This window comes from Methylobacterium sp. 2A, assembly GCF_009806555.1.
Taxonomy (GTDB): Bacteria; Pseudomonadota; Alphaproteobacteria; order Rhizobiales; family Beijerinckiaceae; genus Methylobacterium.
In genome coordinates this window covers 158294-181727 of sequence record NZ_VUOK01000060.1, presented here as the reverse complement: position 1 = coordinate 181727, position 23434 = coordinate 158294, and the positions used below count along the sequence as shown (strand labels likewise).

The following is a 23434-nucleotide window of genomic DNA, read 5'->3' as shown; positions in this document are numbered from 1 at the left end:
GCTGGCACTGCACCGCCGCGTGCGGCAAACAAGACACGGTACAGAGCTTTTAGTCTGTCATCTGTGTCCGCAGGCGTACGATCGCGGCGGCGATCTCTGTCGTAAGCGATCGGGCCAGCGGCAGCCTGTAATGCGTCTGGTCGAAGAACAGGTCGGGATCGGCCGCCTCGGGTCGCCCGTCGCGCCAATCCACCACAAGGCTCAACGGATGCGTCGTCAGCGCGGTGCGGACATCCGACCGGCAGGCCGCCTCGGCCTTCGCCCGGGGACTGCCGGCCGGCGGCTCGGCCCGCGCGTAGACCGGCGGGAAGACGACCACCACCGGCGTCCGTGCGGGGATCCGCGCCAGCTCGGTCCGCAGGCGTTCGGCGATCGGGAACGGGCCGCCGTGATGCGGTTCCGGCGCGGACCCCACCGGCTTCTCCAGGGCCGCCTTCTTGGCGGGATCGATGCCGAAGCCCTGGCTGAGATAGTTGCGCTCGTAATCCCACCATCCGTCGGCGGCGGCATTCTTGCGATGCGGGTTCAGCAGCCAGCCGATGCGGTTGATCGTCTCCTGCGCGGCCGGGAAGCGGATCAGGCCCTCGAGGTAGTCGGGCCAATCGCCGAGCAGCCAATAGGGAAACCCATGCTCGCTCGGGAAGGCGGGATCGTCCGCGCACCAGAACGCGTCGGCCGAGAGCACGAGGGCGGCCGGCCGGGCGTGGTGCTGCAGATACCAGTCGAGCACCGCGAATTGCTCCGCCGGGCCGGTCGCCGGCACCGAGAGCTGGACGAACGGGATGCCGGTCAGCCGGGTCAGCGCCGCCGGCTCGATGAGCTGGATATGCGAATTGCCGATCACCGCGCCGGTATAGGCCGGATCGCGCCCGCGCACGGCCGAGGCGGTGCGCGGCCCCTGCGGCCGGACGGCGCCGCGCGACAGCAGGGTCGAGCGCCCGGTGTCGTAGGGATCGATCAAGACCGCGAGCGCCAGATAGGCCGCGAAGATGCCCGCGACCGACAGCAGCAGGAATCGGGCGAAGCCGCGCCAGGTCCGGTCCGCGCTGGGTGGGATCGCCGCCATCCTCAGAACTGGAAGTAGATGAACTCGTAGTTCGCATCGTCGCCGATCTTCAGCAGGACGAGGACGAACAGGAGCGCGAAGCCGAAGGCGAGGAGCCGCCGCGGCGGCAGCCGGTGGACCGCCTCCCAGGCGGTCGGCCCGAGTGTGGCCACGAGGGCGGCGATCGCGATGGTGCGCCACTTGAAGCCCGAGCCCTTCGGGGCGAGCCCGAACAGGCCCTTGAACACGATGAGCGCGGCCTCGAAGCTCGTCGCGCGGAACAGCACCCAGGTCAGCACCACGAACAGGCTGGTGAGCAGCCAGCCGACCGGGGCCGGGATCGCGACCCGCGCGCGGCGCGCCAGCACGCCTGCCCCGAGGCCGATCCCATGCAGCGCCCCCCAGGCCAGGAAGGTCAGGCCCGCCCCGTGCCAGAGGCCGCCCAGCGTCATCGTGGCGGCGAGCGCCCCGACCTGCCGCGGCAGCCCGTGCCGGTTCCCGCCCATCGGGATGTAGAGGTAGTCGCGCAGGAAGCGCGACAGGGTCATGTGCCAGCGCCGCCAGAAGTCGCGCAGCGAGGTGGCGCGGTAGGGCGCGTCGAAGTTCTGTGGCAGCACGAGGCCGAACAGCAGCGCGATGCCGAGCGCCATGTCGGTGTAGCCGGAGAAGTCGAAATAGATCTGGAAGGTGAAGCCGAGCGTCGCCTGCCACGCCTCGACGACCGTGACGGCCTTGCCGGCGCCGGCCGCCTGGAACACCGGATTCACGTAGGCGGCGAGCGGATCGCCCAAAAAGACCTTCTTGGCGAGGCCGACCGCCAGCAGCATCAGGCCGCGGCTGAAGCGCTCGGCGGCATCGGGCCGGGCGTAGGGCTCGGCGTCGAACTGGTGCATGATCTCGCTCCAGCGCACGAGCGGGCCGGCGAGAACCTGCGGGAAGAAGGCGATGTAGAGGGCGTATTTCACGAGCCCGAAGCCCGGCGCCCGGCCGGCCCGCAGGTCGGCGAGATACATGATGTGGTGGAAGGTGAAGAACGAGATGCCGAGCGGCAGGGCGAGCCCGAGCCGCGGCGCCTCCAGGCCAGGGATCAGGTTGGCGAGGTCGGCGAAGAAATCCAGGTACTTGAACACCCCGAGGAGCGCGAGGTTGGCCGCGATGGCCGCCGGGACCAGCCAGCGGCCGGGCCAGCGCCGGTAGAGGCGCGCCACGCACCAGTTCGCCAGGACCGAGCCGGCGAGCAGCGGCACGAAGCGGATGTCCCACCAGCCGTAGAACACGAAGGACAGGCCGACGAGGAGCGGCAGCCGCCAGCCCGGCGCGGCCCGCGCCACGAGGGCGTGCAGGATCAGGGCGGCCGGCAGGAAGGCGAGGAGGAAGACGAAGGAGTTGAACAGCATCGGGCGAGGCGGCGAACCGGATGGGCCGCCAATATCTCCGATCGGAAGCGGGTGGCCTTGTCGGGGATCGGGGGCGGCCCGTCAATCGCCGCTTGGCAGCCCCTGCCGCATCGTCCTAACGTACCAACATGAACGGCGCTGTTTTCAAGAGGATCGGTCTTGACCGTCACCACCTTGTCCAGCCGAGCGTTTCAGCAGAACGCCAGCCACGCCCAGAAGGCTGCCGAGAACGGGCCGGTCTTCATCACGCGGCGCGGTGAGCCCGTGCAAGTTCTCCTGAGCATCGCGGAGTACCGGCGGCTCTCGGGGCAGCGGCGGAACATCGTCGAAGCCCTGTCGTATCCCGGCCTCTCCGACATCGATCTCGATATTCCGCGCGCGATCGACATCCCGCGGCCCGCCGATCTGTCGTGACCTTCCTGCTCGACACGAACGTCGTGTCCGAGCTGCGCAAGGCCGGCGATGGCAAGGCGGACGCGAACGTGGTGCGGTGGCTATCCGGCGAGGATGCCAGCCGCTTCTATCTGTCGGCGGTCACCGTGATGGAGCTGGATCTCGGCATCCGGCTCATGGAACGGCGCGATCCCGTTCAGGGCACGCGCCTGCGCACGTGGATGGACAGACATATCCTGCCTGAATTCGCCGCGCGGGTTCTACCCGTCGACATGGCGGTCGCCCTCTGCTGCGCGGGGTTGCACGTCCCCGATCCGCGGCCTCATCGGGATGCCCTCATCGCAGCGACCGCGCTCGTGCATGCGATGACGGTCGTCACCCGCAACAGCGCCGATTTCATCCCGACCGGGGTGCGTATCGTGAACCCGTGGCAGATGGCCAGCCCAATTCCGGCGGGTTGAGCGACTCACCCCCCGCGCCGGGCCGCCTCGATCGTCAGCCCCAGCCCGACCGACCCGAAGATGTCGCCCTCCACCACCCGGGCGGACGGCAGGGCCGCGGTCAACGCGGCGCGCAGATGCGGAAGGCCGGTCGAGCCGCCGGTGAGGAACAGGGCGTCGATCCGCTCCGCCGCCAGCTCGGCCTGCGCGAGGCAGCGTGCGATCCGGGCCGCCACCGCCCGGGCGAGGTCGCCCGTCTGGTCGGCCAGCGCCCCGCGGTCGAGGCGGGCGGCGAGGCCGCGCTCGATCAGGGCGAGATCGAGCTCCGTGTCGCCCCGCTCGGAGGCCGTGATCTTGGCGCCCTCGACCGCCCCCGCCAGGGCGTGGCCGCGCTCGCCCTCCACCACGGCGTGCAGACGCTGGACCAGCTCGGGCCGGGCGCAGTCGCGGATCACCTCGTCGATCTCGCGCAGGGTCTTCGGGTTGTAGAGCCGATTGATCGCCGACCACGTGGCGAGGTCGTGATAATAGGCGTTCGGCACCGCGAGGTCGCCCCGGCGCATCGGGCTGCCGAGGCCGAGGAGCGGCATCACCGTTCCGAGGCTGAGCTGCCGGTCGAAATCGGTGCCGCCGATGCGCACGCCGTCATTGGCGAGGATGTCGCCGGCCCGATCCGGGCGGCCGCGGCGCTCGGGCGACAGGCGCACGATCGAGAAGTCCGAAGTGCCGCCGCCGATATCGGCCACCAGGGCGATCTCTTCCGATTGCACCTGCCGCTCGTAGTCGAGGGCCGCAGCGATCGGCTCGTACTGGAACGAGATGTCCCGGAAGCCGACCGTACGGGCGATGTCCCGGAGCGTGTCCTCGGCCCGGCGATCGGCCTCCGGGTCGCCATCGACGAAGTGAACCGGGCGGCCGTGGACGACGCTGTCGAGGGTTTGGCCACTGGCCGCCTCGGCCCGTGCCTTCACCTCCGTGAGATAGCGGGCGATGATGTCGCGCAGGCGCAGGCGCTGGCGGCCGACCGGGGTCGCCTCGTCCATCAGCGGCGTCCCGAGCACGGATTTCAGGCCGCGCATCAGCCGTCCGGACCGGCCCTCGACATAGGCGGCCGTGGCCGCCCGGCCGATCACCGGATCCCGGCCGAGCTCGAGAAGATCGCGCTCGGAATCGTCCGGTGCGATCCCTCCAGCGGCAGCAGGGTCGGACCTTCGGGGCCGAGATGGCCGAGGGTGGTGTTCGACGTGCCGAAATCGAGGCCGCAGGCCGCCATCGTGTCGTGAATCCGGGTTCTGTCTGGGAGGGGCGTGGCCGTACAGGGCCGAAGCGTCCCGGTCCAGGCCGGAAACAGCGGGGCAGGTATCGCGGGAAGCGTGGACAGTGCCCCGGCGGACCGTCCGCAGCCGCCGCCGGCGTGCTATGAGACCCCATGCGATCCGACATCGATCTCGGCCTGACCGGCGAGCGCCCCGCGCTCCTCGACCTCACCGAACTGCTCGCCACGCGGCTTCTGGTCCAGGGCAATTCGGGCTCGGGCAAGTCGCACCTGCTCCGCCGCCTGCTGGAACAGAGCGCCGGCCTCGTGCAGCAGGCGATCATCGACCCGGAAGGGGATTTCGCCAGCCTCGCCGAAAGCTACGGGCACGTGGTGGTGGAGGCGGACGGCGACGATGTCGCCCTGCAGCGGATCGCCGCCCGGGTCCGCACCCACCGGGTCTCGGTGGTGCTGTCCTTGGAGAACCTCGACGCGGACGGGCAGATGCGCGCCGCGGCCGCGTTCCTCGGCGGGCTGTTCGATGCCGACCGCGACCATTGGTATCCGATGCTGGTGGCGGTGGACGAGGCGCAGCTCTTCGCGCCGGCCGCCGCCGGCGAGGTTTCGGACGAGGCGCGGCGCCTCTCGCTCGGCGCGATGACCAACCTGATGTGCCGCGGGCGCAAACGCGGGCTCGCGGGCATCATCGCCACGCAGCGGCTGGCCAAGCTCGCCAAGAACGTGGCGGCCGAGGCCTCGAACTTCCTGATGGGCCGAACCTTCCTCGACATCGACATGGCCCGGGCGGCCGACCTCCTCGGCCTCGAACGCCGTCAAGCCGAGACGTTCCGCGATCTGCCGCGCGGGCATTTCGTGGCTCTGGGTCCGGCCCTGTCGCGCCGTCCGATCACGATCGCGGTTGGGCCGACCGTGACGGTGAGCCGCAGTTCCTCGCCGGTGCTCGTCCCCCTGCCGGAGGCGACGGAGGATGCCCGCTCGCTCATCCTCACGGCGAGCCCGGCGGAGGTCGCGGTGCCGCTTGCTCCTCGCCCGAAGCCGCGTCCCACGCCGACGCCGGACGTGCTGGTCCAGCTCGCGAATTACCGGCCGCCCGCCCCCGCGGAGGAGCCTGAAGAGGAGCCGATGGATCCGGAGGCGCGCGAGGCGGCGCTCGCCGAGGTGCTGGCCTCCGTCCTGGCGGATGCGGATGCCGCCGCCTGCACCCCCGCGACCCTCTATCAGGATTTCACGGTCCGGTGCCGGATCCGGCGGCTGCGCGGCGACACGATGGGCTTGCCCGAATTCAAGCGGCGGCTGGCCGTCGCCCGGGCCGAGGCCGGAGGCGCGGTCGCCGACGATTCCGGCTGGGCGCGCGCGCAGGAGATCGCGGCCGGTCTGCCGGACGACCTCGCCGGGCTGTTCCTCGTGGTGGCCCGGGCGGCGATCGAAGGCGCGCCCTGCCCCACCGACACGATGCTGGCCGAGGCCTACGGCACGAGTTCGGGCGGCCGGGCGCGCCGGATGCTGGCCTATCTGGAGGAGCGCGGCGCGATCGTGACCCGCAAGGATTTGCGCGGCGCGCCGATCATCGCGGTGCCGGATCTCGGCGTCGAGACCGGGCCGGGCGAGCCGCAGATGCTGCCGACCGGGCCGAAGCGGCGGGCGGGTTAGTTAAGCGCTGCGGCGCGCTTCCAGCTTGGCCAGCTCCACCGCCGCCCGCAGCTCGATCTCGGCCATGAGGCCGTCGAGCCGCGGATCGCCCGAGGGACCCGAACGCTCGGCCAGCCGGCCCGCGATGGCGCGCAGCTCCTGCGGCGCCACCCGGCCGCCGAGCAACGCGGCCTTCAACCGGTCCAGCCCGTCGAGCAGGTCCTGGCCGCGCTTGGCCGAGCGGCGGCGCCGCTCCTGCGGGGTTTCGCTCTCGGCTTGGAGGAGCAGCACCGCGTCAAGCCCGGCGAGCGATGCGGCCGCCGCGGTCGCGTGGGCGCCGGAGGCCGGAGTCGCGGCGGCGTCGAGGCTGAAGCCGGGGCCGCCGTCTTGCCGTCGGGGGGCCGCGACGCCGCCCGCGCTCTGGATCGGCTGGCGAGTCTCGACGCGCATGATCCGGTTCGCGTTGCTCCAGGCGCCCCTGCGCCGCACCGGAAATTCGGCCCGTGGGGTTAAGCGTCGGTAAACGGGGCGGCAGAAGCTGCCGGGTAGGCAGCTCCGGTGCCGGCGCCGCACGGCCGACCGCATCTGCGTCGGTCGGGAAACAACAACATTCTGAGGGGCTTGGCGGCTCAGCCGGGATGGCACGGCGCTGGCAGGGTGCGGGCAGGTCCGTTCACCCACGAAACCCTCGGCATGCGCCAGCGTCCCGCGTTCAGTCTGCTCCGGTCTTTGCCCGGCCTCCTCGCCGGCGCGCTGCTGCTCGCGGCGCTTTCCGGCCCGGCGCTCGCCCTGTCGCGGGTCAAGGACCTCGCCTCCATCGAGGGCGTGCGCCAGAACCAGCTCGTGGGCTACGGCATCGTGGTCGGCCTCAACGGCACCGGCGATACGCTCAACAACATCCCGTTCACCAAGCAGTCGCTGCAGGCGATGCTGGAACGGCTCGGCGTGAACACCCGCGGCGCCACGATGCGCACGCAGAACCTCGCCGCCGTCATGGTGACGGCCAACCTCCCGCCCTTCGCCGCGCAGGGCACGCGCATCGACGTCACGGTCTCATCCCTGGGCGACGCCAAGTCGCTGCAGGGCGGCACGCTGCTGGTGACGCCGCTGCTCGGCGCCGACGGGGAGGTCTACGCCCTGGCCCAGGGTTCGGTGGCGATCGCGGGCTTCGCCGCCGAGGGCGCCGCCGCCAAGATCACACGGGGCGTGCCGACCAACGGGCGCATCTCCAACGGCGCCAATATCGAGCGCGAGATCGCCTTCAAGCTGAACGACGCCAAGTCCCTGCGCCTGTCCCTGCGCAATCCCGACTTCACCACCTCGAAGCGGATCGCCGCGGCGATCAACGACTTCATGGGCGCCGACACGGCCGAGCCCACGGATCCCGCCACCGTCACGATCCAGATTCCGGCCCGCTACAACGGCAACATGATCCGGCTGATCACCGAGGTGGAGCAGTTGAAGGTCGAGCCCGACCAGACCGCCCGCGTCATCGTCGACGAGCGCTCCGGCATCATCGTGATGGGCCGCGACGTCCACGTCTCCACGGTGGCGATCGCGCAGGGCAACCTGACCATCACCATCACCGAGCAGCCGCAGGTCAGCCAGCCGGCGCCGCTCTCCAACGGCCGGACGGCGGTGGTGCCGCGCACCGGCGTCAAGGTCGATACCGGCGAGGGCAACAAGCTGGCCCTGGTCAAGGAGGGCGTGAGCCTGCGCGAACTCGTGGACGGCCTCAACGCCCTCGGCGTCGGCCCCCGCGACCTGATCTCGATCCTGCAGGCCATCAAGGCGGCCGGGGCCCTGCAGGCCGAAATCGAGCTGATGTGACGAAGCCTTCGGGAGGGGCACGACCATGCAGGGCATCACCATCGCGACCAACGTCGCCGCCAGCCTCGGGACCGCGGCGAACGGCCTGACCGGCTCCGCCAGCAAGGCCAAGGCCTGGAAGACCGCGACCGAATTCGAATCGATGTTCCTGGAATCGAGCCTCGATCGTCTCACGCAATCCGAAGGGACCGACGGCCCGCTCGGCGAGAACGGCACGGGCGGCGGCATCTACCGCTCGATGCTGACCAAGGAATACGCGGGACAGATCGTGAAGAGCGGCGGCGTCGGCATTGCCGATTCGATCTTCCGTGAGATCATGAAGATGCAGGGAGCATCGAGCGATGGACCGACCCATGCACAGGTCTGAACCGCTGCGCGTCGCGGACCGCGTGACCGCGGAGGCGCTGGTCGCCGGGGTGCTCGGCAACATGGCCGCCCTGGAGGCGGTGCTCGCCGACGAGGCGGCCCATGTCCGTGCCGGGCGGCTGCGGGAGGGGATCGCGGCCTCCGAGCCGAAGGCGGCGCTGGCGGCCGCCTACATGCAGGGCCTGGAGGTCGCCAAGGCCAACGCCGTGGCGCTGAAGCGCTTCCATCCCGAGGGCGTCGAGCAGTTGCGGGTGGCGCACAAGCGCTTCACCGCCGCCGTCGAGGCGAACCAGACCGTGCTCGACAGCGCCAAAACGGTGTCGGAGGGCCTGATCAAGTCGCTCGCCGAGGAGATCGGCCGCGCGCAGCTGCCCGCGACCTATGGACGGCAGGCCCCGGCCCCCTCCCCCTACGGTCGCGGCGTCCGCAGCGGCCCCCTGGTGCTGTCCCGGAATCTGTAGGGCGCCCCCGAACAGGCGATTCAGCGGCGGCCGTTGCCGATGCGCAGGTAGGTCCGCACCTCGCCGAGCTCTGTATCGGCGCGGTTGTCGATCGCGAGGCGGCCGGCGACGAGCGGTGCCACCGCCGGGGCGTGCCCCGCGCGCAGATCCATCCCCGCCGTGACGCGGCCGGACACGCGCACGCAGCTGTCGCTGCCCGGCAGGCGCACGAACCCCTGACCCTTCGAGGAGCACGGCACCGGCCCGGGCGCCATCGGCGCCTTCTGCAGTTCGGTGGCCAGGGCGGGGCAGGTCAGCAGCAGGGCTGCCAGGATCGAGGCCGGCAGCGTCTGTCCCGGCATCTCAGGCGGCCTGTCGCGTCAGCTGCCGGTGCAGCAGATCGATATAGCCTTCCACCTCCGCGATGAACACGTCGAGATCCGGCTCGAGGATGCGCAGCCGTGCGAGGTCGCGCAGGAGGATGTCGAGGGCGACGCCGCGGTCGTCCAGCCGGGCATAGCCGGCGATGTAGAGATCGACCGCCTGCTCGACGACCACGATGGCGCCGACCGGCGGCGCGGCCCCCAGACGGCGGACCAGCTCGACAGGTTCGGACAGCGACATGCGAACCTCACCTCACATCGACGGCGACCCGACGGTCCATCCGCAATCCACGGTTCACTGCGGGAAAGCGGCAAGACTATGATCGCGGCGATCGTTCAAGATCCGGTTCACCGGAAACAGGAGGCGCCCGCATATCGGCCGTTGGCGGTCCTCAGCTGATGTAATTGACCAGCGACAGCTTCGAGAGCGTGGCCGTGATCTGGTAGCTCGCCTGAAGCCGGTTCTGCACGTCGAGGAGTTTGGCCACGACTTCCTCGGTCGGGGCCTGCTCGATCCCGTCGATGGTGTTCTGCACGGTGTTCTGGGTGGCCGCGTTCGTGCTGCTGGCGTTGGTCAGGCGCGCGGAGGCGAGGGAGAGCTGGGTGACGGTGTCCTGGATGCTCGGGCTGGTATAGGCGGAGGTCAGGAGGCTTCCCGCCCGGTCGACCACCGCCTGATAGGCAGTGTTGACGTCGCCGCCGGTCGTCGCGGGAAGGGCGTAGGCCATCGTGGCGAGGCCTGTCAGGACCTGCTGGATCGAGCCGTCGTTGGCGCGCGCGCCGGTGCCGATGCTGGCGCCCGCGCTGATCTGGACCGACTGGGTGTCGATCGCCGGCGTGCCGGAATCCTCGCCCTGGTACCAGAGCACCGTGTTGTCCTTCGTCCCGGCGACGTAGGCGGGCAGACCGCTCGACGTGTCGATATGCGGAGGATAGACACCGGCGCTCGCCGAGCCCTTGAAGAAGTTCCCCGCGGCGGTTGCGGTCGAGCTGGCCGCCAGGGTGGTTCCGGCGGCGGCCGCGAGGGCCCCTTGGAGAGCGGTGTTGAGGTTGTCGGCGGTCTCGGCCGTGTTCGCGCCGATCTTGAAGGTCGCCCCCATCCCCGTCGCGGCGGGGTCCGACGACCCCGAAACCGCGGTGAGCGTCAGCGTCGTCGAGGTCTTGTCCGACATCTGCAGCGTGACCGTGACGCTGTCGCCGACGGCCGGCTGAGTGTTCACGTTGAAGCTCACCGTGCCCGGGGTCGTGGCCGTTCCGGCGACGGGTGTCGCGGTGATCGCCGTGGGCAGGGAGGGCGCCGACGACGTGGCGCCGCCCAGCGTGAAGCCGAAGGTCCCACGGGTCGCGTCGTTCGGCTCCGACACGACAACCGGGTTGTTGCCGGTGGGGGAGACCGTGAGCCGGCCCATCCCCGATCCGAGATCCGCCTTCACCTGGGCGGCGATGTATCCCTGAAGGCCGAGCTTCGGGGTCCCGTCGCTGTTGGTCGTGCCGGACAGGATCGTGTTGACGTCGGCGACCGGCGGGGTGGTCGCGTTGCCGCCGCCGAACAGGTAGTTGCCCGCCGCCGACTGGTTCAGGGTATCGAGGGCCGTCTGCAGGTCCGACAGCGCGGTGGCGCGACCCGCGACGCTGCTGGCCGCGGCGCTCTGGAGGCCGTTGTTGAGGGTGTCCCGGGCGCTCGTCCCGATCGTGGCCACCTGCGTCAGGCTGGTCACCGCCAGATTCGTGCGGGTCTGGGCGGCACCGATGCCGGCGGCATAACCGGTGAGCGCGCTCAGCGTCGCCTGGGCGGCGAGCGCCGTCGAACGCCCGGAACCCAGGCCACCATAGGTCGTCGCCACCTTCCCGCTGGAGACCTGGTTCGACAGGTCGTTCAGCTGGTTCTTCAGCGTCGTGAGGTTCGAGGCGTTGCGGGCCGTGAGATAGGAGCCGGCCGCGAAGGGCGTGATCGTCGTCATGATCAGATCTGCAGCAGCTGGTTGAGCATGTCGCGCGCCGCGGAGAGCACACGGGCATTGGCGCCGTAGGCGGTCTGCAGGGCGATCAGATTCGACATCTCCTGGTCGATGTTGACCCCCGCCGCGGAGGAGAACCGAGCCTGCGCGGTGGAGAGCGCGGTCTGCTGCGTCGCGTCGATCGCGCTCGTGTTCGCGGAGGCGGCGCCCTGCGTCGCGATGATGTCCTGCGCGAAGCCGGCCACGGTGGTGCTGTAGGGCGCCGAGACGCCGCCGATCCCGCTCGCCGACGAGAAGGTCATCTGCGTCGAGGTCAGGGCCGAGAACAGGCTCTGCGCCCGCTTTCCGGTGGCGGTCGTGTCCGACGCGCTCGTCGACGTCAGGAACGCCAGGTTGCCGGAGACCTGGCTGTTGATGGTCAGGCGTTGGGCAAGGCCGGCCAGCGTCGAGCCGCCGTCGAGCGAACCGGTGTAGAGGCTGTTGGCCGTGCCATCCACGAACAGGGCGAGTTGCGGATAGCCGGATGTGGGATCGGCCGAGGTCGGGACGGTGATGCTGGCCGTCGCCGTGACCGGCTTCGCGCCGGTGCTCGTGATCGTGAGGCTCGTGCCGGTGACGTTCGCCGACAGTTCCGGATCGAGGCCCTTGAGCGCCGAGTCGATCTGCGCCGTGCCCACCGGGATCTGGATCGTCGCCACCAGGGCGTTGGCGTCGACGGTCTGGCTCGCGGTGACGGTGGTCGACGGGTCCTTGGACGCGACCAGGATGATGTTCCGGCCCGTGCTGTTCGCGCTGGCCGGGATCGTCAGGGTGTTGCCCGGCTGGAGGCCGCTCAGATCGATCGTGGCGGCATTGCCCGTGGCCTGCTGGGTGGCCGTCACCTGCTTGTTGGTCAGCCCGGTGGCGAGCCCCGCCGCGAGGTCGTCGAGCTGGCGCTGCGCCTGCGGCAGGGTCTGGTCGCGCAGCTCGAACTCGGCGGCGAGGCTGCCGGAGCGCAGCACGTTCGGTGCGCCGAGATCGATGACGCCGCCGCCCGGCAGCGTGGCGGTGATGGTCCCGACCGAACGCTGATTCGGATCGGTCGAGTAGGTCGCGTTGGCATTCAGGGTGCCGCGCCCGTCGAAGCTCAGCGACGCGGCGGAGCCGCGGTCGACCAGCGTCACGCCCGACTGGGTCAGGATTGACACCGTCCCGTCGCGCTGCGCGGTCGTCTTGATGTCCATGTAGCTCGACAGGCTGGTGATCGCCTGATCGCGCTGGTCCTGAAGGTCGGCCAGCGAGGCATCGTCGGAGGTGTTCTGGATCTTGGTGTTCAGGCTGGCGATGCTCGTCAACAGGGCGCCAGCCGCGTTCGTGTCGGTGCCGAGCTGCGTTTCGATCCCGCTGCGCAGGGTCTGCACCGTGGTGGCGGCGCTGTTGATCTGGGTGGCCAGCGCCGAGGCGTCGCCGAGGACCGTCGTCCGGGCGGCCGCGGAGGTCGGGTTCGCGGCCAGTTCCTGCAGCGATTCGGTGAAGGTGTTCAGGGTGCCGTCGAGCGACGTGGCGGTACCGGGCGTCCCGTAGAGGGCGTCGAGCTGCGTGGCGATCCCGGCCTTGGTGCTGGTGTAGGCGGCGCCGGAGGTCTCCAGCCGCAGCTGGCTGAGCGCCGCCGCATCGAAGCTGCGGGTGATCTGCCCGGCCGCGACCCCGGAATTGTTCGGGCCGGTGGAGACGGTCGAGAGCGTCCGCTTGACGTAGCCCGCCGTGCCGGCGTTGGCGACGTTCTGCGAGACCACGTTGATCGCCGCCTGCGTGGCGGCCAGCCCCGCGGTGGCGGTCGAAAGCGCATTCAGCGACATCTCACGCCCTCCGCAGCCCGGCGCCCGACACTCAGCGGATCACGTTGAGCAGGTCAGACATCATCGTCTGAGCCGTCGACATGACCCGCGTGTTCGCAGAATAGGCCTGCTGGGTTACGATCATCTTAGAGAATTCGGTCGCAATGTCGGTGTTGGATTGCTCGATGCTGGCGCCCGAGATCGTGCTGCCGTTGAGCCCGGAGAGCGGCGGGCCGGAATCCACAGTCTGGACGTAGTTGCCGCTCGTATCGCCTTTCAGGCCGTCCGGATTGGCGAACTGGGCGATGCCCACCGTGGCGATCGCCGCCACCGTCCCGTTCGAGAACGTGCCGTTGATCTTGCCGTCGCTGCCGACCGCGACGCTCGTCAGGGTCCCCGCGGTGCTGCCATCCTGGGTCAGCTTGTTCGTGGTGACGGCGCCCGTCGAGTCGGAATACTGGGTCAGGTCACCCGTCCCGAAATTCAGGTTGATGCTCGGAAAGGTATAGTCACCGATCTTGACGTTGTTGATGGTGGCGGGACTCGTAGCGGGTGCCGTCATCTTGCCCGTCGAGTCGAACGTGAAGTCTGTCCCGGCATTCGTCCAGTCGGTCGCCGTGGCCGAGACCGTCGGATCGGACGCATAGAAGAGGTTCCACGTCGCCGGGGTTGTCGCCGTCGCGTCGTTCATCTTCGCCCAGCGCGTGCTCAGCGTCAGCGGCGCGCCGGTCGACGTGTACACCGTGACCGAGGGCCCAGCGATGCTCTTGCTGACGAAGTCCGGAGCGTTGGCCGCAGTGACCGATGCCCCCACCGCCCCGCCGAAGGTGTCGTCCTTCGTGGCCGTATAATTGGCGGTCGCTGGCGTTGCGGGGAGATTCGCCGCGTAGTTGATCGTGGTCGTCACCTGAGCCGGAAGCGAGACGTTGTTGATCTGGATCGGGCCTGTATCCTTCACCTGACCGGTTTTCGGGTCGAGATTGGTGCCGGTCAGGTATCCGCCGGCTCCGTTGACCAGATAGCCGTCCTTGTCCTGGGTGAAGTCGCCGCGGCGGGTGTACATCGCCGTACCGCCGAGCGTCGAAGCCCCGTTCGCATCGCCGGTCTTCTGCACCACCGTGAAGAAGCCCGTGCCGCTGATCGCCATGTTGGTCGGCACGCTGGTCGCGACGACGTTACCGGCCAGCGTGTTGGTCAGCTGCGACTGGGCCAGGACGGAACCGGAGGTCTCGCGCTTCGGCACCGATTCGTTCATCAGGTCGACGAAGCTGGTATCGACGCGCTTGAAGCCGGTCGTCTGCGAGTTGGCGATGTTCCCGGAGATGTTGCTGATGGCGTAGGATTGCGCCTGCAATCCGGAGACCGAGGTCTGCAGGGCTGAGAAAAGATCCATGGCGAGCGATCCCGATGCGCGCCGGCACGGCCCGCAGGTCCGAACGGCCGCAACCGTTGTGCCACTGCCAAGGTCTTGATAATGCAGGCGGTGCCCCGACGGGACCCGGCAGCCTTGGCAGGCCGGGCGGCCCGACTGGGCAAATCCTGCCCGGCAGGGGACGTGTCGGTCCGGGGCGGCCGCTGGCCCTCGTTTACGACACGTTATCCGGACCCGTGCGAGGATTGCCGTCGGCCAGGATTAGGTGCGGCGCGTCTGGATTGGATGCGCCGGACCGGTGGGGATTTCAGGTCTCGGGATCATGCGGGCGAAACGGACCAGCCTCGTCCACATCATCTACTTCTCGCGCCTCAACCTGTCGTCGGATCCGGGGAAGCGGTCCGAGCAGATCGCCGAGATCGGCCGCACCGCCCAGAAGAAGAACGAGTTCGCGGTCATCACCAGCTTCCTGGTGATCGAGGGCAACTTCGCCTGCCAGGTGATCGAAGGGGAGCGCTCGTCGGTCCACGAAACCTTCGACCGGGTGAGCGCCGATACGCGTCACCGGGAGGTGCAGATCAGCGAGTGGCGGGAGATCGCCAAGCGCGAATTCGTCCATTCCTTCAAGAGTGCCCAGCGTACCCCGGGGAACGAGACCTTGTTCGCCAAGGCGAACCTGCTGCCGATGCTTCAGCGGGGCACGCCGAAAGCCTCCGCGATCCACGGGCTGTGCCTCGCCCTTCAATCCGACACGATGTCCCGCCAGGGCATCGACCATCTCTTCGTTTGAGTCGCGCGATGTCCGAGAGCGATACGCCCCCGATCCTCATCGTCGACGATCAGGAGAAGCTCCTGCGTCTCATCGTGATGCTGATGACGCGCATCGGCTTCCCGGACGTCGAAGGCGTCACCAGCGCGACCGAGGCGCTGGAACGCCTGCGGCAGCGCCGCTACGCCCTCGTGATCTCCGACCTCGACATGGAGCCGATGGACGGGCTCAGCCTGCTCCGCGAGATCCGCGCCGACGACGCGCTGATGAACACGCCGTTCATGCTGACCGAATCGTCCTTCGATTTCGAGGACATCAACCTCGCCCACCAAGCGGGTGCCGACGCTTTCATCCTCAAGCCGTTCGACATGGCGGTTCTGAAGGCCAAGCTGAAGCAGGTGCTCAACCGCAAGCCGCGCAAGCGCGAGGCCCCGATGGCGGCGGAGTCGAGCCTGAACGTGGAATTTCCGATGCTCGGGAAATTCTGAGGGCGGCCCCGTCCACCCTCACGCCGCCCGCTTCTGATAATCCTTCACGTCGGTGAAGCGCACGGCCGGGTAGCGCTCCTCCTCGTAGCGGAGCGAGAACGCCGTCGTCGCCATGAAGACCGGAGCCCCGTCGAGGTCCTTGGCCATGGCCGAGCCGTGCGAGTCGATGAACTTGTCGAGCTCGGCCTCGGAATCCGAAGAAACCCAGCGGCAGACCGAGAACCGCGAGGTCTCGTAATCCACCGGCAACCCGTACTCGGCCTGGAGCCGCTCCTTCAGCACGTCGAGCTGCAGCGCGCCGACCACGCCGACGATCGCCTGGCTGCCGTCCTGCGGCACGAAGACCTGGACCACGCCCTCCTCGCCCATCTGCTGGAGCGCCTCGCGCAGCTTCTTGGCCTTCATGGCGTCGGTGAGCTTGATCCGGCGCAGGATCTCGGGGGCGAAGCTCGGCACGCCGCGGAACAGGATGTCCTCGCCCTCGGTGAGCGTGTCGCCGATCCGGAGCGTCCCGTGGTTCGGGATGCCGACCACGTCGCCGGCAAAGGCCTCGTCCGCGATGGCGCGATCCTGCGCGAAGAAGAATTGCGGCGCCGAGAGCGAGATCGGCTTGCCGGTGCGCACCAGCCGCGCCTTCATGCCCCGGCTGAGCTTGCCCGAGCAGACCCGCATGAACGCGATCCGGTCCCGGTGGTTCGGGTCCATATTCGCCTGGATCTTGAACACGAAGCCGGTCATGCGCGGCTCGGTCGGCTCCACGAGGCGCTTGTCGGCATCCTGGCCCCGGGGTGGCGGCGCCACCTGGGCGAGGCCGTCGATGAGGTCGCGCACGCCGAAATTGCGCAAGGCCGAGCCGAAGAACACCGGCGTCAGGTGGCCCTCGCGAAAGGCGTCGAGGTCGAACGGCTTCAGCCCGCCCTCGGCGAGTTCCACCTCCTCGCGCCACGCATCCGCCGCGCCGTTCTCGGTGAGGAGTTCGTCGAACAGCGGATCGTCGGGACCTGAGACCGCCACCATCCCGGCATCCTCGGCGGCGTCGAGCCGGCGCACGCGTTTGCCGCCGAGCTCGTAGGTCCCGGAGAAGTTGCGGCCCGTGCCGATCGGCCACGTCACCGGCGCGACGTCGAGCGCCAGCGTCTTCTCGATCTCGTCCAAGAGCTCGAACGGGTCGCGGGCCTCGCGGTCGAGCTTGTTGACGAAGGTGACGATCGGGATGTCGCGCAGGCGGCAGACCTCGAACAGCTTTCGCGTGCGCGCCTCGATGCCCTTGGCGGCATCGATCACCATCACGGCCGAATCGACCGCCGTCAGGGTGCGATAGGTATCTTCCGAAAAGTCCTCGTGGCCGGGCGTGTCGAGCAGGTTGAAGACGCAGTCGCCGTACTCGAAGGTCATCACCGAGGTGACCACCGAGATGCCGCGCTCCTTCTCGATCCCCATCCAGTCGGAGCGGGTCGAGACCCGGTTGCGCTTGGCCTTCACCTCGCCGGCGAGCTGGATCGCGCCCCCGAACAGCAGCAGCTTCTCGGTCAGCGTGGTCTTGCCCGCGTCCGGGTGGGAGATGATCGCGAAGGTGCGCCGCCGCGACACCGGATCGGCCGGCCTCGCCTCGGTCTTGGTCTGCATCAGCATGGAGCGAACGCTCTGGATCGGCGGAACGTGAGGGTGCGCCTCGGGCGCGGTCTCGGGATCGTGTAGCGGCACGCCCCGATATTGGCAAAGACGCGGGGCTGATCGGGGCGTCCCTTCAGGGACCGTACAGGGGTCCGGCAACAGGCTCCGTCCGCCGATCCACGCTTCGCGAGGCTGCCATGTCGCGCGCCGCACCACGCTGTCTCCTGATCGCCGCCCTGCTCGTATCCGCGGCGGGTCCCGGCCCGCGGGCGACCGGCGCGGCCGCCCCCTCCACGGCGGCCGATGTCGCCTTCCTCGATGCCCTGACCTGGGGCGCCACGCCCTCGGCCTTCGCGCAGTTCGAGGCGGAAGGGCGCGCGCGCTGGCTGCACGGCCAGCTCCATCCGCCCGCCGGGACGCGGCTTCCGCCGGATGCGCAGGCCGCGATTGAGGCGCTGACGCCGCCCGGCAGCCTGTTCGAGCAAACCCAGGCGCTCGACGCGCAGGCGAAGGCCTTCAAGGACATCCAGGACCCCGAGGCCAGGAAGGCCGCCCAGCACAGCTTCCAGGAGGCGCTCAACACGGCCGCCCGCAACGCCGCCTCCGCCTGGGTGCTGCACGCCCTCTACAGCCCGGACCAGCTGCGCGAGCGGCTGACATGGTTCTGGTTCAACCGCTTCAATGTGCACCAGGGCAAGGCGACGCTCCGCGCCGCCGTCGGCGACTACCTCGATACGGCGATCCGCCCGCACGCGCTCGGGCGCTTTCGCGACCTGCTGATGGCGAGCCTGCGCCACCCGGCGATGCTGCGCTACCTCGACAACGCCGACAACGCCGCCGGCCGCATCAACGAGAACTACGCCCGGGAGATCATGGAGTTGCACACGATGGGTGTCGGCTCCGGCTATACGCAGGGCGACGTAGAGGCGCTGGCGCGGATTTTGACGGGGGTCGGCATCGACCTGAAGCCCGAGGATCCGAAGCTCAAGCCCGAGCACGCCGCCGATTTCCGCCGCGACGGGCTGTTCGAATTCAACCCGAACCGGCACGATTACGGCGACAAGGTCTTCCTCGGCACGCGCATCCAGGGCCGCGGCTGGCCGGAGGTCGAGGAGGCGGTGGACCTCATCGCCCACCATCCCGCCACCGCGACGAACGTGTCCCGGGCACTCGCCACCTACCTCCTCGGGCAGGCGCCGGACGACGCGCTGGTGGCCCGGCTCGCGGCCGTCTTCACCCGCACGGACGGCGACATCGCGGCCGTGATGGAGGCGCTGGTGCGCGAGCCGGCCTTCGCGGCCGGGTGCGGCGGCTTCAAGGATCCGGTGCGCTACGTCTTCTCGGCCGTGCGCATGGCCTATGACCAGCGCGTCATCCTCAATCCCGGCCCGGTGCTCGGCTGGCTGAACCGGCTCGGCGAGGGCCTGTTCAACCGCTCGACACCGGATGGCTATCCGCTTGATGCGGCGGCCTGGAGCGGGCCGGGGCAGCTCGCGACGCGGTTCGAGATTGCCCGGCAGATCGGCTCCGGCTCGGCCGGGCTGTTCAAGCCGCCGGCGTCCGACCAGCCCGAGCAGCCGGCTTTCCCGGTTCTCGCCAACGGGCTCTACTTTGCGGCCCTGTCGGGCACGCTCTCGGCCTCGACGAAGGCCGCGCTCGCCCAAGCGGTCTCGCCCCAGGACTGGAACACCCTCTATCTCGCCTCGCCGGAGTTCATGCGATGAACCGTCGCGACCTGATCCGCGCCTCGGCGGCGCTCGGCCTGTCCACGGTGGCGGGGCGCGTCTGGGCGGCCCCGAAGGCCGATGCGCGCCTCCTCGTGGTGTTCCTGCGCGGCGCCTACGACGCCGCCAACGTGGTGATCCCGACCGGCAGCGAGTTCTATTACCGGTCGCGGCCGAACCTCGCGATCGCCAAGCCCGACGCGGCCGATCCGAAGGCGGCGCTCGCGCTCGACGCCGACTGGAGCCTGCATCCGGCTCTGCGCGAGACGATCCTGCCCCTCTACGCCAGGGGGCAGGCGGCCTTCGTGCCCTTCGCCGGCACCGACGACCTGACGCGCAGCCATTTCGAGACCCAGGACACGATCGAGATGGGCCAGACGATCGGGGCCGTGCGCGACTACAATTCCGGCTTCATGGCACGGCTCGCCGCGGAGCTGACCCGGGTCCGCCCGATCGCCTTCACCGAGCAGATGCCGCTGATCTTCCGGGGCGGCGAGACGGTGCCGAACATCGCCATCAACGGCGTCGGCAAGCCCGGCATCGACGACCGGCAGGCAAAGCTCATCGCCGCCATGTGGAGCGGCACCAAGCTCGCCGGTTCCGTCACCGAGGGCTTTCGCGTGCGCGACGAGGTCTACCGCTCGATTTCCGACCACGCGGCTCAGGCCGACCGCGGCGCGGTCTCGCCGAAAGGCTTCGAGCTGTCGGCGCGGCGCATCGGGCGCTTGATGCGCGACTCGTTCAATCTCGGCTTCGTGGATGTCGGCGGCTGGGACACGCACGTGAATCAGGGCGCCGGCACCGGCTACCTCGCCGACCGGCTGGGCGAGCTGGGGCGCGGCCTGTCGGGCTTCGCGGAGGAGATCGGGCCCGGCTGGTCCGACACCGTCGTGGTGGTGCTGTCGGAGTTCGGCCGCACCTTCCGCGAGAACGGCAATCGCGGGACCGACCACGGCCACGGCAGCGTCTACTGGATCCTCGGCGGCGGCGTCCGGGGCGGCCGGATCGCGGGTCCGCAGGTCCGGGCCGACGAGGCCAACCTGTTCCAGAACCGGGATTATCCGGTCCTGACCAACTACCGGGGCCTGCTCGGCGGCCTGTTCCGGCGCCTCTACGGCCTCGATCAGGCGCGCCTGCGGCGAATCTTTCCGAGCGCGGATCCGGCCGATCTGGCGCTGCTGTAGCGGCCCGGCCTCAAGCCGCCGCAGCCGACAGCGCGCGCAGGTCGTCGATCAGCTGGTGAACGCGGTCCAGCTTCGCGTCCCAGGCGAACATGAACCGCGCCCCGCCGCCGATGAAGGTGTAGAACCGCCAGCCTCGGGCGCGCAGACCGTCCATGGTGGCTTGCGGCATCGTCAGGAAGACGGCGTTGGCCTCCACGGGAAACAGGATCCGCACCCCCGGCAGCCCGGAGACGGAATCGGCGAAGAGCCGGGCGCAGGCGTTGCCGTGGGCGGCGTTCCGCAGCCACGCGCCGCTCTCCAGCATGCCGACCCAGGGGGCGGCGAGGAAGCGCATCTTGGAGGCGAGCTGGCCCGCCTGCTTGCAGCGATAGCCGAAATCCTCGGCGAGCTTGCGATCGAAGAACACCACCGCCTCGCCGGCATGCATCCCGTTCTTGGTGCCGCCGAAACACAGGACGTCGACGCCGGCACGCCACGTCACGTCGGCCGGGCTGCAGCCGAGGCTCGCGCAGGCATTGGCGAAGCGCGAGCCGTCCATGTGCAGGGCAAGGCCCAGCTCCCAGCAGGTCGCCGACAGGGCCTGGATTTCGGCGACGCTGTAGACCTGCCCCGTCTCGGTCGGCTGGGTGATGGTGACCACGCGGGGCCGCGGGAAGTGGATGTCGCTGCGATTCGTCGCGAGCGCGCGGATCGCCTCCGGCGTGAGCTTGCCGCCCTCGGTGCGGACGGTGAGCAGCTTCGAGCCGTTGGAGAAGAATTCCGGCGCGCCGCACTCGTCGGTCTCGATATGAGCCGAGTCGGCGCAGATCACGCTGTGGTAGGATTGGCAGAGTGCCGCGAGCGCCAGGGCGTTGGCCGCGGTGCCGTTGAAGGCGAAGAAGACATCGCAGTCGGTCTCGAACAGGGTCCGGAACGCGTCCGCCGCGCGCTTCGTCCAGGCGTCCTCGCCGTAGGCCGGGGCGTGGCCGCGATTGGCCGCCTCCATGGCGGCCCAGGCCTCCGGGCAGATGCCGGAATAGTTGTCGCTGGCGAATTGCTGCGAGTCGTCGTGTTTCATTCCGGCAACCTATCACGGCAGGGCCGAAGATCGATCGTGCGAACAGGTTGGAACTGGTGCGCGCTTGGTGTAATAGCCCCGTCAAGGCGTGGTCTCCACGCCGATTCGGAAACCGACGTTCCCGTCCCTCCCGGGTTCACCCGGGCGAGGGACGTTGCCGGTTTCCAGATCGGCGGCGGGCTGCGCGAGTCTCAAATCCAGGTCCAGAGGATCAAGTCCGTTGCAGGTACTCGTTCGCGACAACAACGTCGATCAGGCGCTCCGCGTCCTCAAGAAGAAGATGCAGCGCGAGGGCATCTTCCGCGAGATGAAGCAGCGCAAGGCTTATGAGAAACCCTCCGTGCGCAAGGCCCGCGAGAAGGCCGAGGCCGTCCGCCGCGCCCGCAAGCAGGCCCGCAAGACCGCGATCCGCGAGGGTCTGATCGCTGCGCCGAAGCCGAAGCCCCGTTTCCCCGCCGGCAGCCGCCGTCCGGGCTTCCCGTCCCCCTCCGCCGCGCAGGGACAGGGTGGCAACGCTTCGGGTCAGGTGCCGGTGAGCCCCGCTCCCGTCGCCTGAACGACGACGCTACGCTCGAAAAAAGGCCCGGCCCGCGTGAGCGGCCGGGTTTTTCTTTTTGCTGCACTCGATTCGTCGCGTGTGGCGCTCCGGATCAGCTGCGCCCCCTCCCCCCTTTTGCGGGGAAGGGAGGGATGCGGATCGCTTCGCGCCTTCTATTGAGCTCCCTCAGGCCGCCTTGGCGGCCAGGGTCGCGTGCTCGGCCTGGACCAGCACGTCGAGGGCGCGCCAGGGCTTCTGCATGTACACCGCCTGATCGGGCAGGCGCGCATCGCGGCCCGTCCCGGACGTCACGACCACCCGGACGTCCGGCCAGCGGCGGCCCACCGCCTGCGCCAGGGAGACGCCGTCCATGGCCCCCGGCAGGCGCACATCGGCGAAGAGCAGCGCCACGGTGACGTCCGGGCGCTCCAGAACCGAGAGCGCGGCCTCGGCGCTCTCGCAGGCGATCACGCCGAGATCCGTCTCTTCCAGAACCGCGGTGGCGAGGTCACGGACCGCCGCGTCGTCCTCGACGACGAGGGCCACCGGGTTGGAACACTCGGGCTGTGCGCGATCCATTGATGTCTCCTGAGGTGGGTGCGTTGCCCCGCGGCGGGTCACGGCCTTCAAAACAGGCTTCTGATTCCCCGGTTCGGCCATGCTGACCTGTCAAGAGCCGGCTCACAAGAGTCGGCGTCATCCGGGACCGCATGCCCGTGCCGCCGGCAGCCCGCGCCAAATTCGAGCGGTGAGCCCGAATTTGGCGCATCGGCCTTGCGGTTAAGAAACTGTTCACCCCTGTGGACCGACTGTTAACATCCTGCGACGGAACGTCCCGACCCGCGCCGAGGCCCCGTCGGGTTCGCGCGGGCCACAGTTGAAGGATCGCTGTCCGACATGTGCCGCTTCCTCGCCTATAGCGGTGAGCCGGTCTTCCTCTCCGACCTCGTCTGCGCGCCGGCGCACTCGCTGGTGCATCAGTCGCTGCACGCCGACGAGGGGAAGACCGAGACCAACGGCGACGGGTTCGGTATCGGCTGGTACGCGGAGCGCCCGGAGCCGGGCGTCTATCGCGACATCTCGCCGGCGTGGTCGGACGAGAACCTGGTGAACCTCTGCGGGCAGGTGCGGGCGCGGACCTTCTTCGCCCATGTCCGGGCCTCGACCGGCACCGCGACCGCCCGGGCCAATTGCCATCCGTTCGTCCACGGCCGGCACCTGTTCATGCATAACGGCCAGATCGGCGGCTATCACCGGATCAAGCGCCGGCTCGAGGCGCTGATCCCGGACGCGCTCTACGATCACCGCCGCGGCAGCACCGATTCGGAAGCCATCTTCCTCCTGGCGCTCGCCAACGGGCTGGCGCAGGATCCGGTGGGCGCGATGGCGCGCACGCTGAAGACGGTCCGCGGCCTGATGGACGAGGCCGCGATCTGCGAGCCGGTCCGCTTCACGGCGCTGCTCACCGACGGCGAGACGCTGACCGCCTTTCGCTGGGCCTGCGACGGCCGCCCGCCGAGCCTGTACTTCCGCGAGGGACCCGGCGGGATCGTGGTGGTCTCCGAGCCGATCGACGGCTGCCGCGAGGGCTGGCAGGTGGTGCCGAAGGGCGCGACGCTCCGCGCCCGCCACGGAACCGCGACCATCGTGGAGGTCCCCGAGCGCGCCCGTGCCGCCGCCTGAGTGACAACCGCCCGGGCCATGCCGCAACGGG

At 69.6% G+C, this 23434-nt stretch carries 23 protein-coding genes and 1 pseudogene; 12 read left to right on the top strand and 12 right to left on the bottom strand.

Features of this window, described 5'->3' with window-relative positions:
* Nucleotides 1–49: 49 nt before the first annotated feature.
* Nucleotides 50–1066 (bottom strand): hypothetical protein, encoded by a 1017-nt coding sequence (locus tag FVE89_RS27305; protein WP_161393285.1) that lies wholly within the window; start codon nt 1064–1066, stop codon nt 50–52.
* Between the two features lie 2 nt (nt 1067–1068).
* A complete protein-coding gene (locus FVE89_RS27300) occupies nt 1069–2442 on the bottom strand; it encodes an MBOAT family O-acyltransferase (RefSeq protein ID WP_161393284.1) in 1374 nt (457 codons plus the stop codon).
* A 159-nt stretch (nt 2443–2601) separates the two neighbouring features.
* On the opposite strand from FVE89_RS27300, the gene FVE89_RS27295 reads away from it, so the two are divergent.
* Together FVE89_RS27295 and FVE89_RS27290 are read left to right on the top strand one after the other, a co-directional pair.
* Nucleotides 2602–2856 (top strand): type II toxin-antitoxin system prevent-host-death family antitoxin, encoded by a 255-nt coding sequence (locus tag FVE89_RS27295; RefSeq protein WP_161393283.1) that lies wholly within the window; start codon nt 2602–2604, stop codon nt 2854–2856.
* Nucleotides 2853–3296, top strand: coding sequence for a type II toxin-antitoxin system VapC family toxin (locus tag FVE89_RS27290; protein WP_161393282.1), 444 nt, complete (start codon nt 2853–2855; stop codon nt 3294–3296). Before FVE89_RS27295 ends, FVE89_RS27290 begins: the two co-directional genes overlap by 4 nt.
* Nucleotides 3297–3301: 5 nt before the next feature.
* Here FVE89_RS27290 and FVE89_RS27285 read toward each other — a convergent pair.
* Nucleotides 3302–4548, bottom strand: a pseudogene (locus FVE89_RS27285) (Hsp70 family protein).
* A 156-nt stretch (nt 4549–4704) separates the two neighbouring features.
* Between FVE89_RS27285 and FVE89_RS27280 the strand changes: the two are divergent.
* Nucleotides 4705–6201 (top strand): ATP-binding protein, encoded by a 1497-nt coding sequence (locus FVE89_RS27280; protein WP_161393281.1) that lies wholly within the window; start codon nt 4705–4707, stop codon nt 6199–6201.
* On the opposite strand, the gene FVE89_RS27275 is transcribed toward FVE89_RS27280, so the two are convergent.
* Nucleotides 6202–6630: a flagellar assembly protein FliX gene (locus FVE89_RS27275; protein WP_161393280.1), complete on the bottom strand. Its 429-nt coding sequence runs from the start codon at nt 6628–6630 to the stop codon at nt 6202–6204.
* Between the two features lie 243 nt (nt 6631–6873).
* Here FVE89_RS27275 and FVE89_RS27270 point away from each other — a divergent pair, with 243 nt between their 5' ends.
* Genes FVE89_RS27270 through FVE89_RS27260 form a run of 3 tightly spaced genes read left to right on the top strand, consistent with a single transcriptional unit; the run spans nt 6874 to nt 8837 of the window.
* Nucleotides 6874–8010 (top strand): flagellar basal body P-ring protein FlgI, encoded by a 1137-nt coding sequence (locus FVE89_RS27270; RefSeq protein WP_161393279.1) that lies wholly within the window; start codon nt 6874–6876, stop codon nt 8008–8010.
* Nucleotides 8011–8035: 25 nt separating this feature from the next.
* Entirely contained in the window at nt 8036–8377 is a 342-nt protein-coding gene (locus tag FVE89_RS27265; protein WP_161393278.1) for a rod-binding protein, read from the top strand.
* Nucleotides 8364–8837 (top strand): hypothetical protein, encoded by a 474-nt coding sequence (locus FVE89_RS27260; protein WP_161393277.1) that lies wholly within the window; start codon nt 8364–8366, stop codon nt 8835–8837. The genes FVE89_RS27265 and FVE89_RS27260 overlap by 14 nt, the downstream gene beginning before the upstream one ends.
* Nucleotides 8838–8857: 20 nt before the next feature.
* Here the strand turns inward: FVE89_RS27260 and FVE89_RS27255 are convergent, their stop codons facing one another.
* The 5 genes from FVE89_RS27255 to FVE89_RS27235 all read right to left on the bottom strand — a co-directional run bounded on the left by FVE89_RS27255 (nt 8858) and on the right by FVE89_RS27235 (nt 14367).
* Entirely contained in the window at nt 8858–9178 is a 321-nt protein-coding gene (locus FVE89_RS27255; RefSeq protein ID WP_161393276.1) for a hypothetical protein, read from the bottom strand.
* 1 nt (nt 9179) lies between these two features.
* Nucleotides 9180–9440, bottom strand: coding sequence for a hypothetical protein (locus tag FVE89_RS27250; RefSeq protein WP_161393275.1), 261 nt, complete (start codon nt 9438–9440; stop codon nt 9180–9182).
* A gap of 151 nt (nt 9441–9591) precedes the next feature.
* Nucleotides 9592–11160: a flagellin gene (locus FVE89_RS27245; protein WP_161393274.1), complete on the bottom strand. Its 1569-nt coding sequence runs from the start codon at nt 11158–11160 to the stop codon at nt 9592–9594.
* A 2-nt stretch (nt 11161–11162) separates the two neighbouring features.
* Entirely contained in the window at nt 11163–12995 is a 1833-nt protein-coding gene (gene flgK, locus FVE89_RS27240; protein ID WP_161393273.1) for a flagellar hook-associated protein FlgK, read from the bottom strand.
* A gap of 31 nt (nt 12996–13026) precedes the next feature.
* Nucleotides 13027–14367, bottom strand: a complete 1341-nt coding sequence (locus FVE89_RS27235) for a flagellar hook-basal body complex protein (RefSeq protein ID WP_161393272.1) — start codon at nt 14365–14367, stop codon at nt 13027–13029.
* A gap of 301 nt (nt 14368–14668) precedes the next feature.
* Here FVE89_RS27235 and FVE89_RS27230 point away from each other — a divergent pair, with 301 nt between their 5' ends.
* Both FVE89_RS27230 and FVE89_RS27225 read left to right on the top strand, forming a co-directional pair.
* Nucleotides 14669–15136: a BLUF domain-containing protein gene (locus FVE89_RS27230; protein WP_161393271.1), complete on the top strand. Its 468-nt coding sequence runs from the start codon at nt 14669–14671 to the stop codon at nt 15134–15136.
* A gap of 8 nt (nt 15137–15144) precedes the next feature.
* Nucleotides 15145–15603 carry a response regulator gene (locus FVE89_RS27225; RefSeq protein ID WP_161393270.1) on the top strand — a complete coding sequence of 153 codons (459 nt, stop codon included), beginning with the start codon at nt 15145–15147 and terminating at the stop codon, nt 15601–15603.
* Between the two features lie 18 nt (nt 15604–15621).
* Here FVE89_RS27225 and FVE89_RS27220 read toward each other — a convergent pair whose 3' ends face one another.
* Complete coding sequence (locus FVE89_RS27220; RefSeq protein WP_161393269.1) at nt 15622–17235, bottom strand: peptide chain release factor 3; 1614 nt, start codon at nt 17233–17235, stop codon at nt 15622–15624.
* 179 nt (nt 17236–17414) lie between these two features.
* Between FVE89_RS27220 and FVE89_RS27215 the strand changes: the two genes are divergently transcribed.
* Both FVE89_RS27215 and FVE89_RS27210 read left to right on the top strand, forming a co-directional pair.
* Entirely contained in the window at nt 17415–18941 is a 1527-nt protein-coding gene (locus FVE89_RS27215; RefSeq protein WP_161393268.1) for a DUF1800 domain-containing protein, read from the top strand.
* A complete protein-coding gene (locus FVE89_RS27210) occupies nt 18938–20125 on the top strand; it encodes a DUF1501 domain-containing protein (RefSeq protein WP_161393267.1) in 1188 nt (395 codons plus the stop codon). The genes FVE89_RS27215 and FVE89_RS27210 overlap by 4 nt, the downstream gene beginning before the upstream one ends.
* A 10-nt stretch (nt 20126–20135) precedes the next feature.
* Here FVE89_RS27210 and FVE89_RS27205 read toward each other — a convergent pair whose 3' ends face one another.
* The gene (locus FVE89_RS27205; RefSeq protein WP_161393266.1) at nt 20136–21182 is read right to left on the bottom strand and encodes a low specificity L-threonine aldolase; all 1047 of its coding nucleotides are present in this window, start codon (nt 21180–21182) and stop codon (nt 20136–20138) included.
* A gap of 220 nt (nt 21183–21402) precedes the next feature.
* Between FVE89_RS27205 and rpsU the strand changes: the two genes are divergently transcribed.
* On the top strand, nt 21403–21738 hold the full coding sequence (gene rpsU, locus FVE89_RS27200) for a 30S ribosomal protein S21 (protein WP_161393265.1): 336 nt from the start codon (nt 21403–21405) through the stop codon (nt 21736–21738).
* A 168-nt stretch (nt 21739–21906) separates the two neighbouring features.
* On the opposite strand, the gene FVE89_RS27195 is transcribed toward rpsU, so the two are convergent.
* Nucleotides 21907–22299, bottom strand: a complete 393-nt coding sequence (locus FVE89_RS27195; RefSeq protein WP_161393264.1) for a response regulator — start codon at nt 22297–22299, stop codon at nt 21907–21909.
* A gap of 318 nt (nt 22300–22617) precedes the next feature.
* Between FVE89_RS27195 and FVE89_RS27190 the strand changes: the two genes are divergently transcribed.
* A complete protein-coding gene (locus FVE89_RS27190; RefSeq protein ID WP_161393263.1) occupies nt 22618–23403 on the top strand; it encodes a class II glutamine amidotransferase in 786 nt (261 codons plus the stop codon).
* Nucleotides 23404–23434: the final 31 nt, after the last annotated feature.

Excerpts from the sequence above, each read along its gene's own strand:
- FVE89_RS27260 (WP_161393277.1), top strand. The coding sequence starts at position 8,364 with ATGCACAGGTCTGAACCGCTGCGCGTCGCGGACCGCGTGACCGCGGAG.
- FVE89_RS27225 (WP_161393270.1), top strand. The coding sequence starts at position 15,145 with ATGTCCGAGAGCGATACGCCCCCGATCCTCATCGTCGACGATCAGGAG.
- FVE89_RS27300 (WP_161393284.1), bottom strand. The coding sequence starts at position 2,442 with ATGCTGTTCAACTCCTTCGTCTTCCTCCTCGCCTTCCTGCCGGCCGCC.
- FVE89_RS27235 (WP_161393272.1), bottom strand. The coding sequence starts at position 14,367 with ATGGATCTTTTCTCAGCCCTGCAGACCTCGGTCTCCGGATTGCAGGCG.
- FVE89_RS27265 (WP_161393278.1), top strand. The coding sequence starts at position 8,036 with ATGCAGGGCATCACCATCGCGACCAACGTCGCCGCCAGCCTCGGGACC.
- FVE89_RS27190 (WP_161393263.1), top strand. The coding sequence starts at position 22,618 with ATGTGCCGCTTCCTCGCCTATAGCGGTGAGCCGGTCTTCCTCTCCGAC.
- FVE89_RS27205 (WP_161393266.1), bottom strand. The coding sequence starts at position 21,182 with ATGAAACACGACGACTCGCAGCAATTCGCCAGCGACAACTATTCCGGC.
- FVE89_RS27195 (WP_161393264.1), bottom strand. The coding sequence starts at position 22,299 with ATGGATCGCGCACAGCCCGAGTGTTCCAACCCGGTGGCCCTCGTCGTC.
- flgK (WP_161393273.1), bottom strand. The coding sequence starts at position 12,995 with ATGTCGCTGAATGCGCTTTCGACCGCCACCGCGGGGCTGGCCGCCACG.
- FVE89_RS27210 (WP_161393267.1), top strand. The coding sequence starts at position 18,938 with ATGAACCGTCGCGACCTGATCCGCGCCTCGGCGGCGCTCGGCCTGTCC.
- FVE89_RS27280 (WP_161393281.1), top strand. The coding sequence starts at position 4,705 with ATGCGATCCGACATCGATCTCGGCCTGACCGGCGAGCGCCCCGCGCTC.
- FVE89_RS27220 (WP_161393269.1), bottom strand. The coding sequence starts at position 17,235 with ATGCTGATGCAGACCAAGACCGAGGCGAGGCCGGCCGATCCGGTGTCG.
- FVE89_RS27270 (WP_161393279.1), top strand. The coding sequence starts at position 6,874 with ATGCGCCAGCGTCCCGCGTTCAGTCTGCTCCGGTCTTTGCCCGGCCTC.
- FVE89_RS27215 (WP_161393268.1), top strand. The coding sequence starts at position 17,415 with ATGTCGCGCGCCGCACCACGCTGTCTCCTGATCGCCGCCCTGCTCGTA.
- FVE89_RS27230 (WP_161393271.1), top strand. The coding sequence starts at position 14,669 with ATGCGGGCGAAACGGACCAGCCTCGTCCACATCATCTACTTCTCGCGC.
- FVE89_RS27305 (WP_161393285.1), bottom strand. The coding sequence starts at position 1,066 with ATGGCGGCGATCCCACCCAGCGCGGACCGGACCTGGCGCGGCTTCGCC.
- FVE89_RS27255 (WP_161393276.1), bottom strand. The coding sequence starts at position 9,178 with ATGCCGGGACAGACGCTGCCGGCCTCGATCCTGGCAGCCCTGCTGCTG.
- FVE89_RS27245 (WP_161393274.1), bottom strand. The coding sequence starts at position 11,160 with ATGACGACGATCACGCCCTTCGCGGCCGGCTCCTATCTCACGGCCCGC.
- FVE89_RS27275 (WP_161393280.1), bottom strand. The coding sequence starts at position 6,630 with ATGCGCGTCGAGACTCGCCAGCCGATCCAGAGCGCGGGCGGCGTCGCG.
- FVE89_RS27250 (WP_161393275.1), bottom strand. The coding sequence starts at position 9,440 with ATGTCGCTGTCCGAACCTGTCGAGCTGGTCCGCCGTCTGGGGGCCGCG.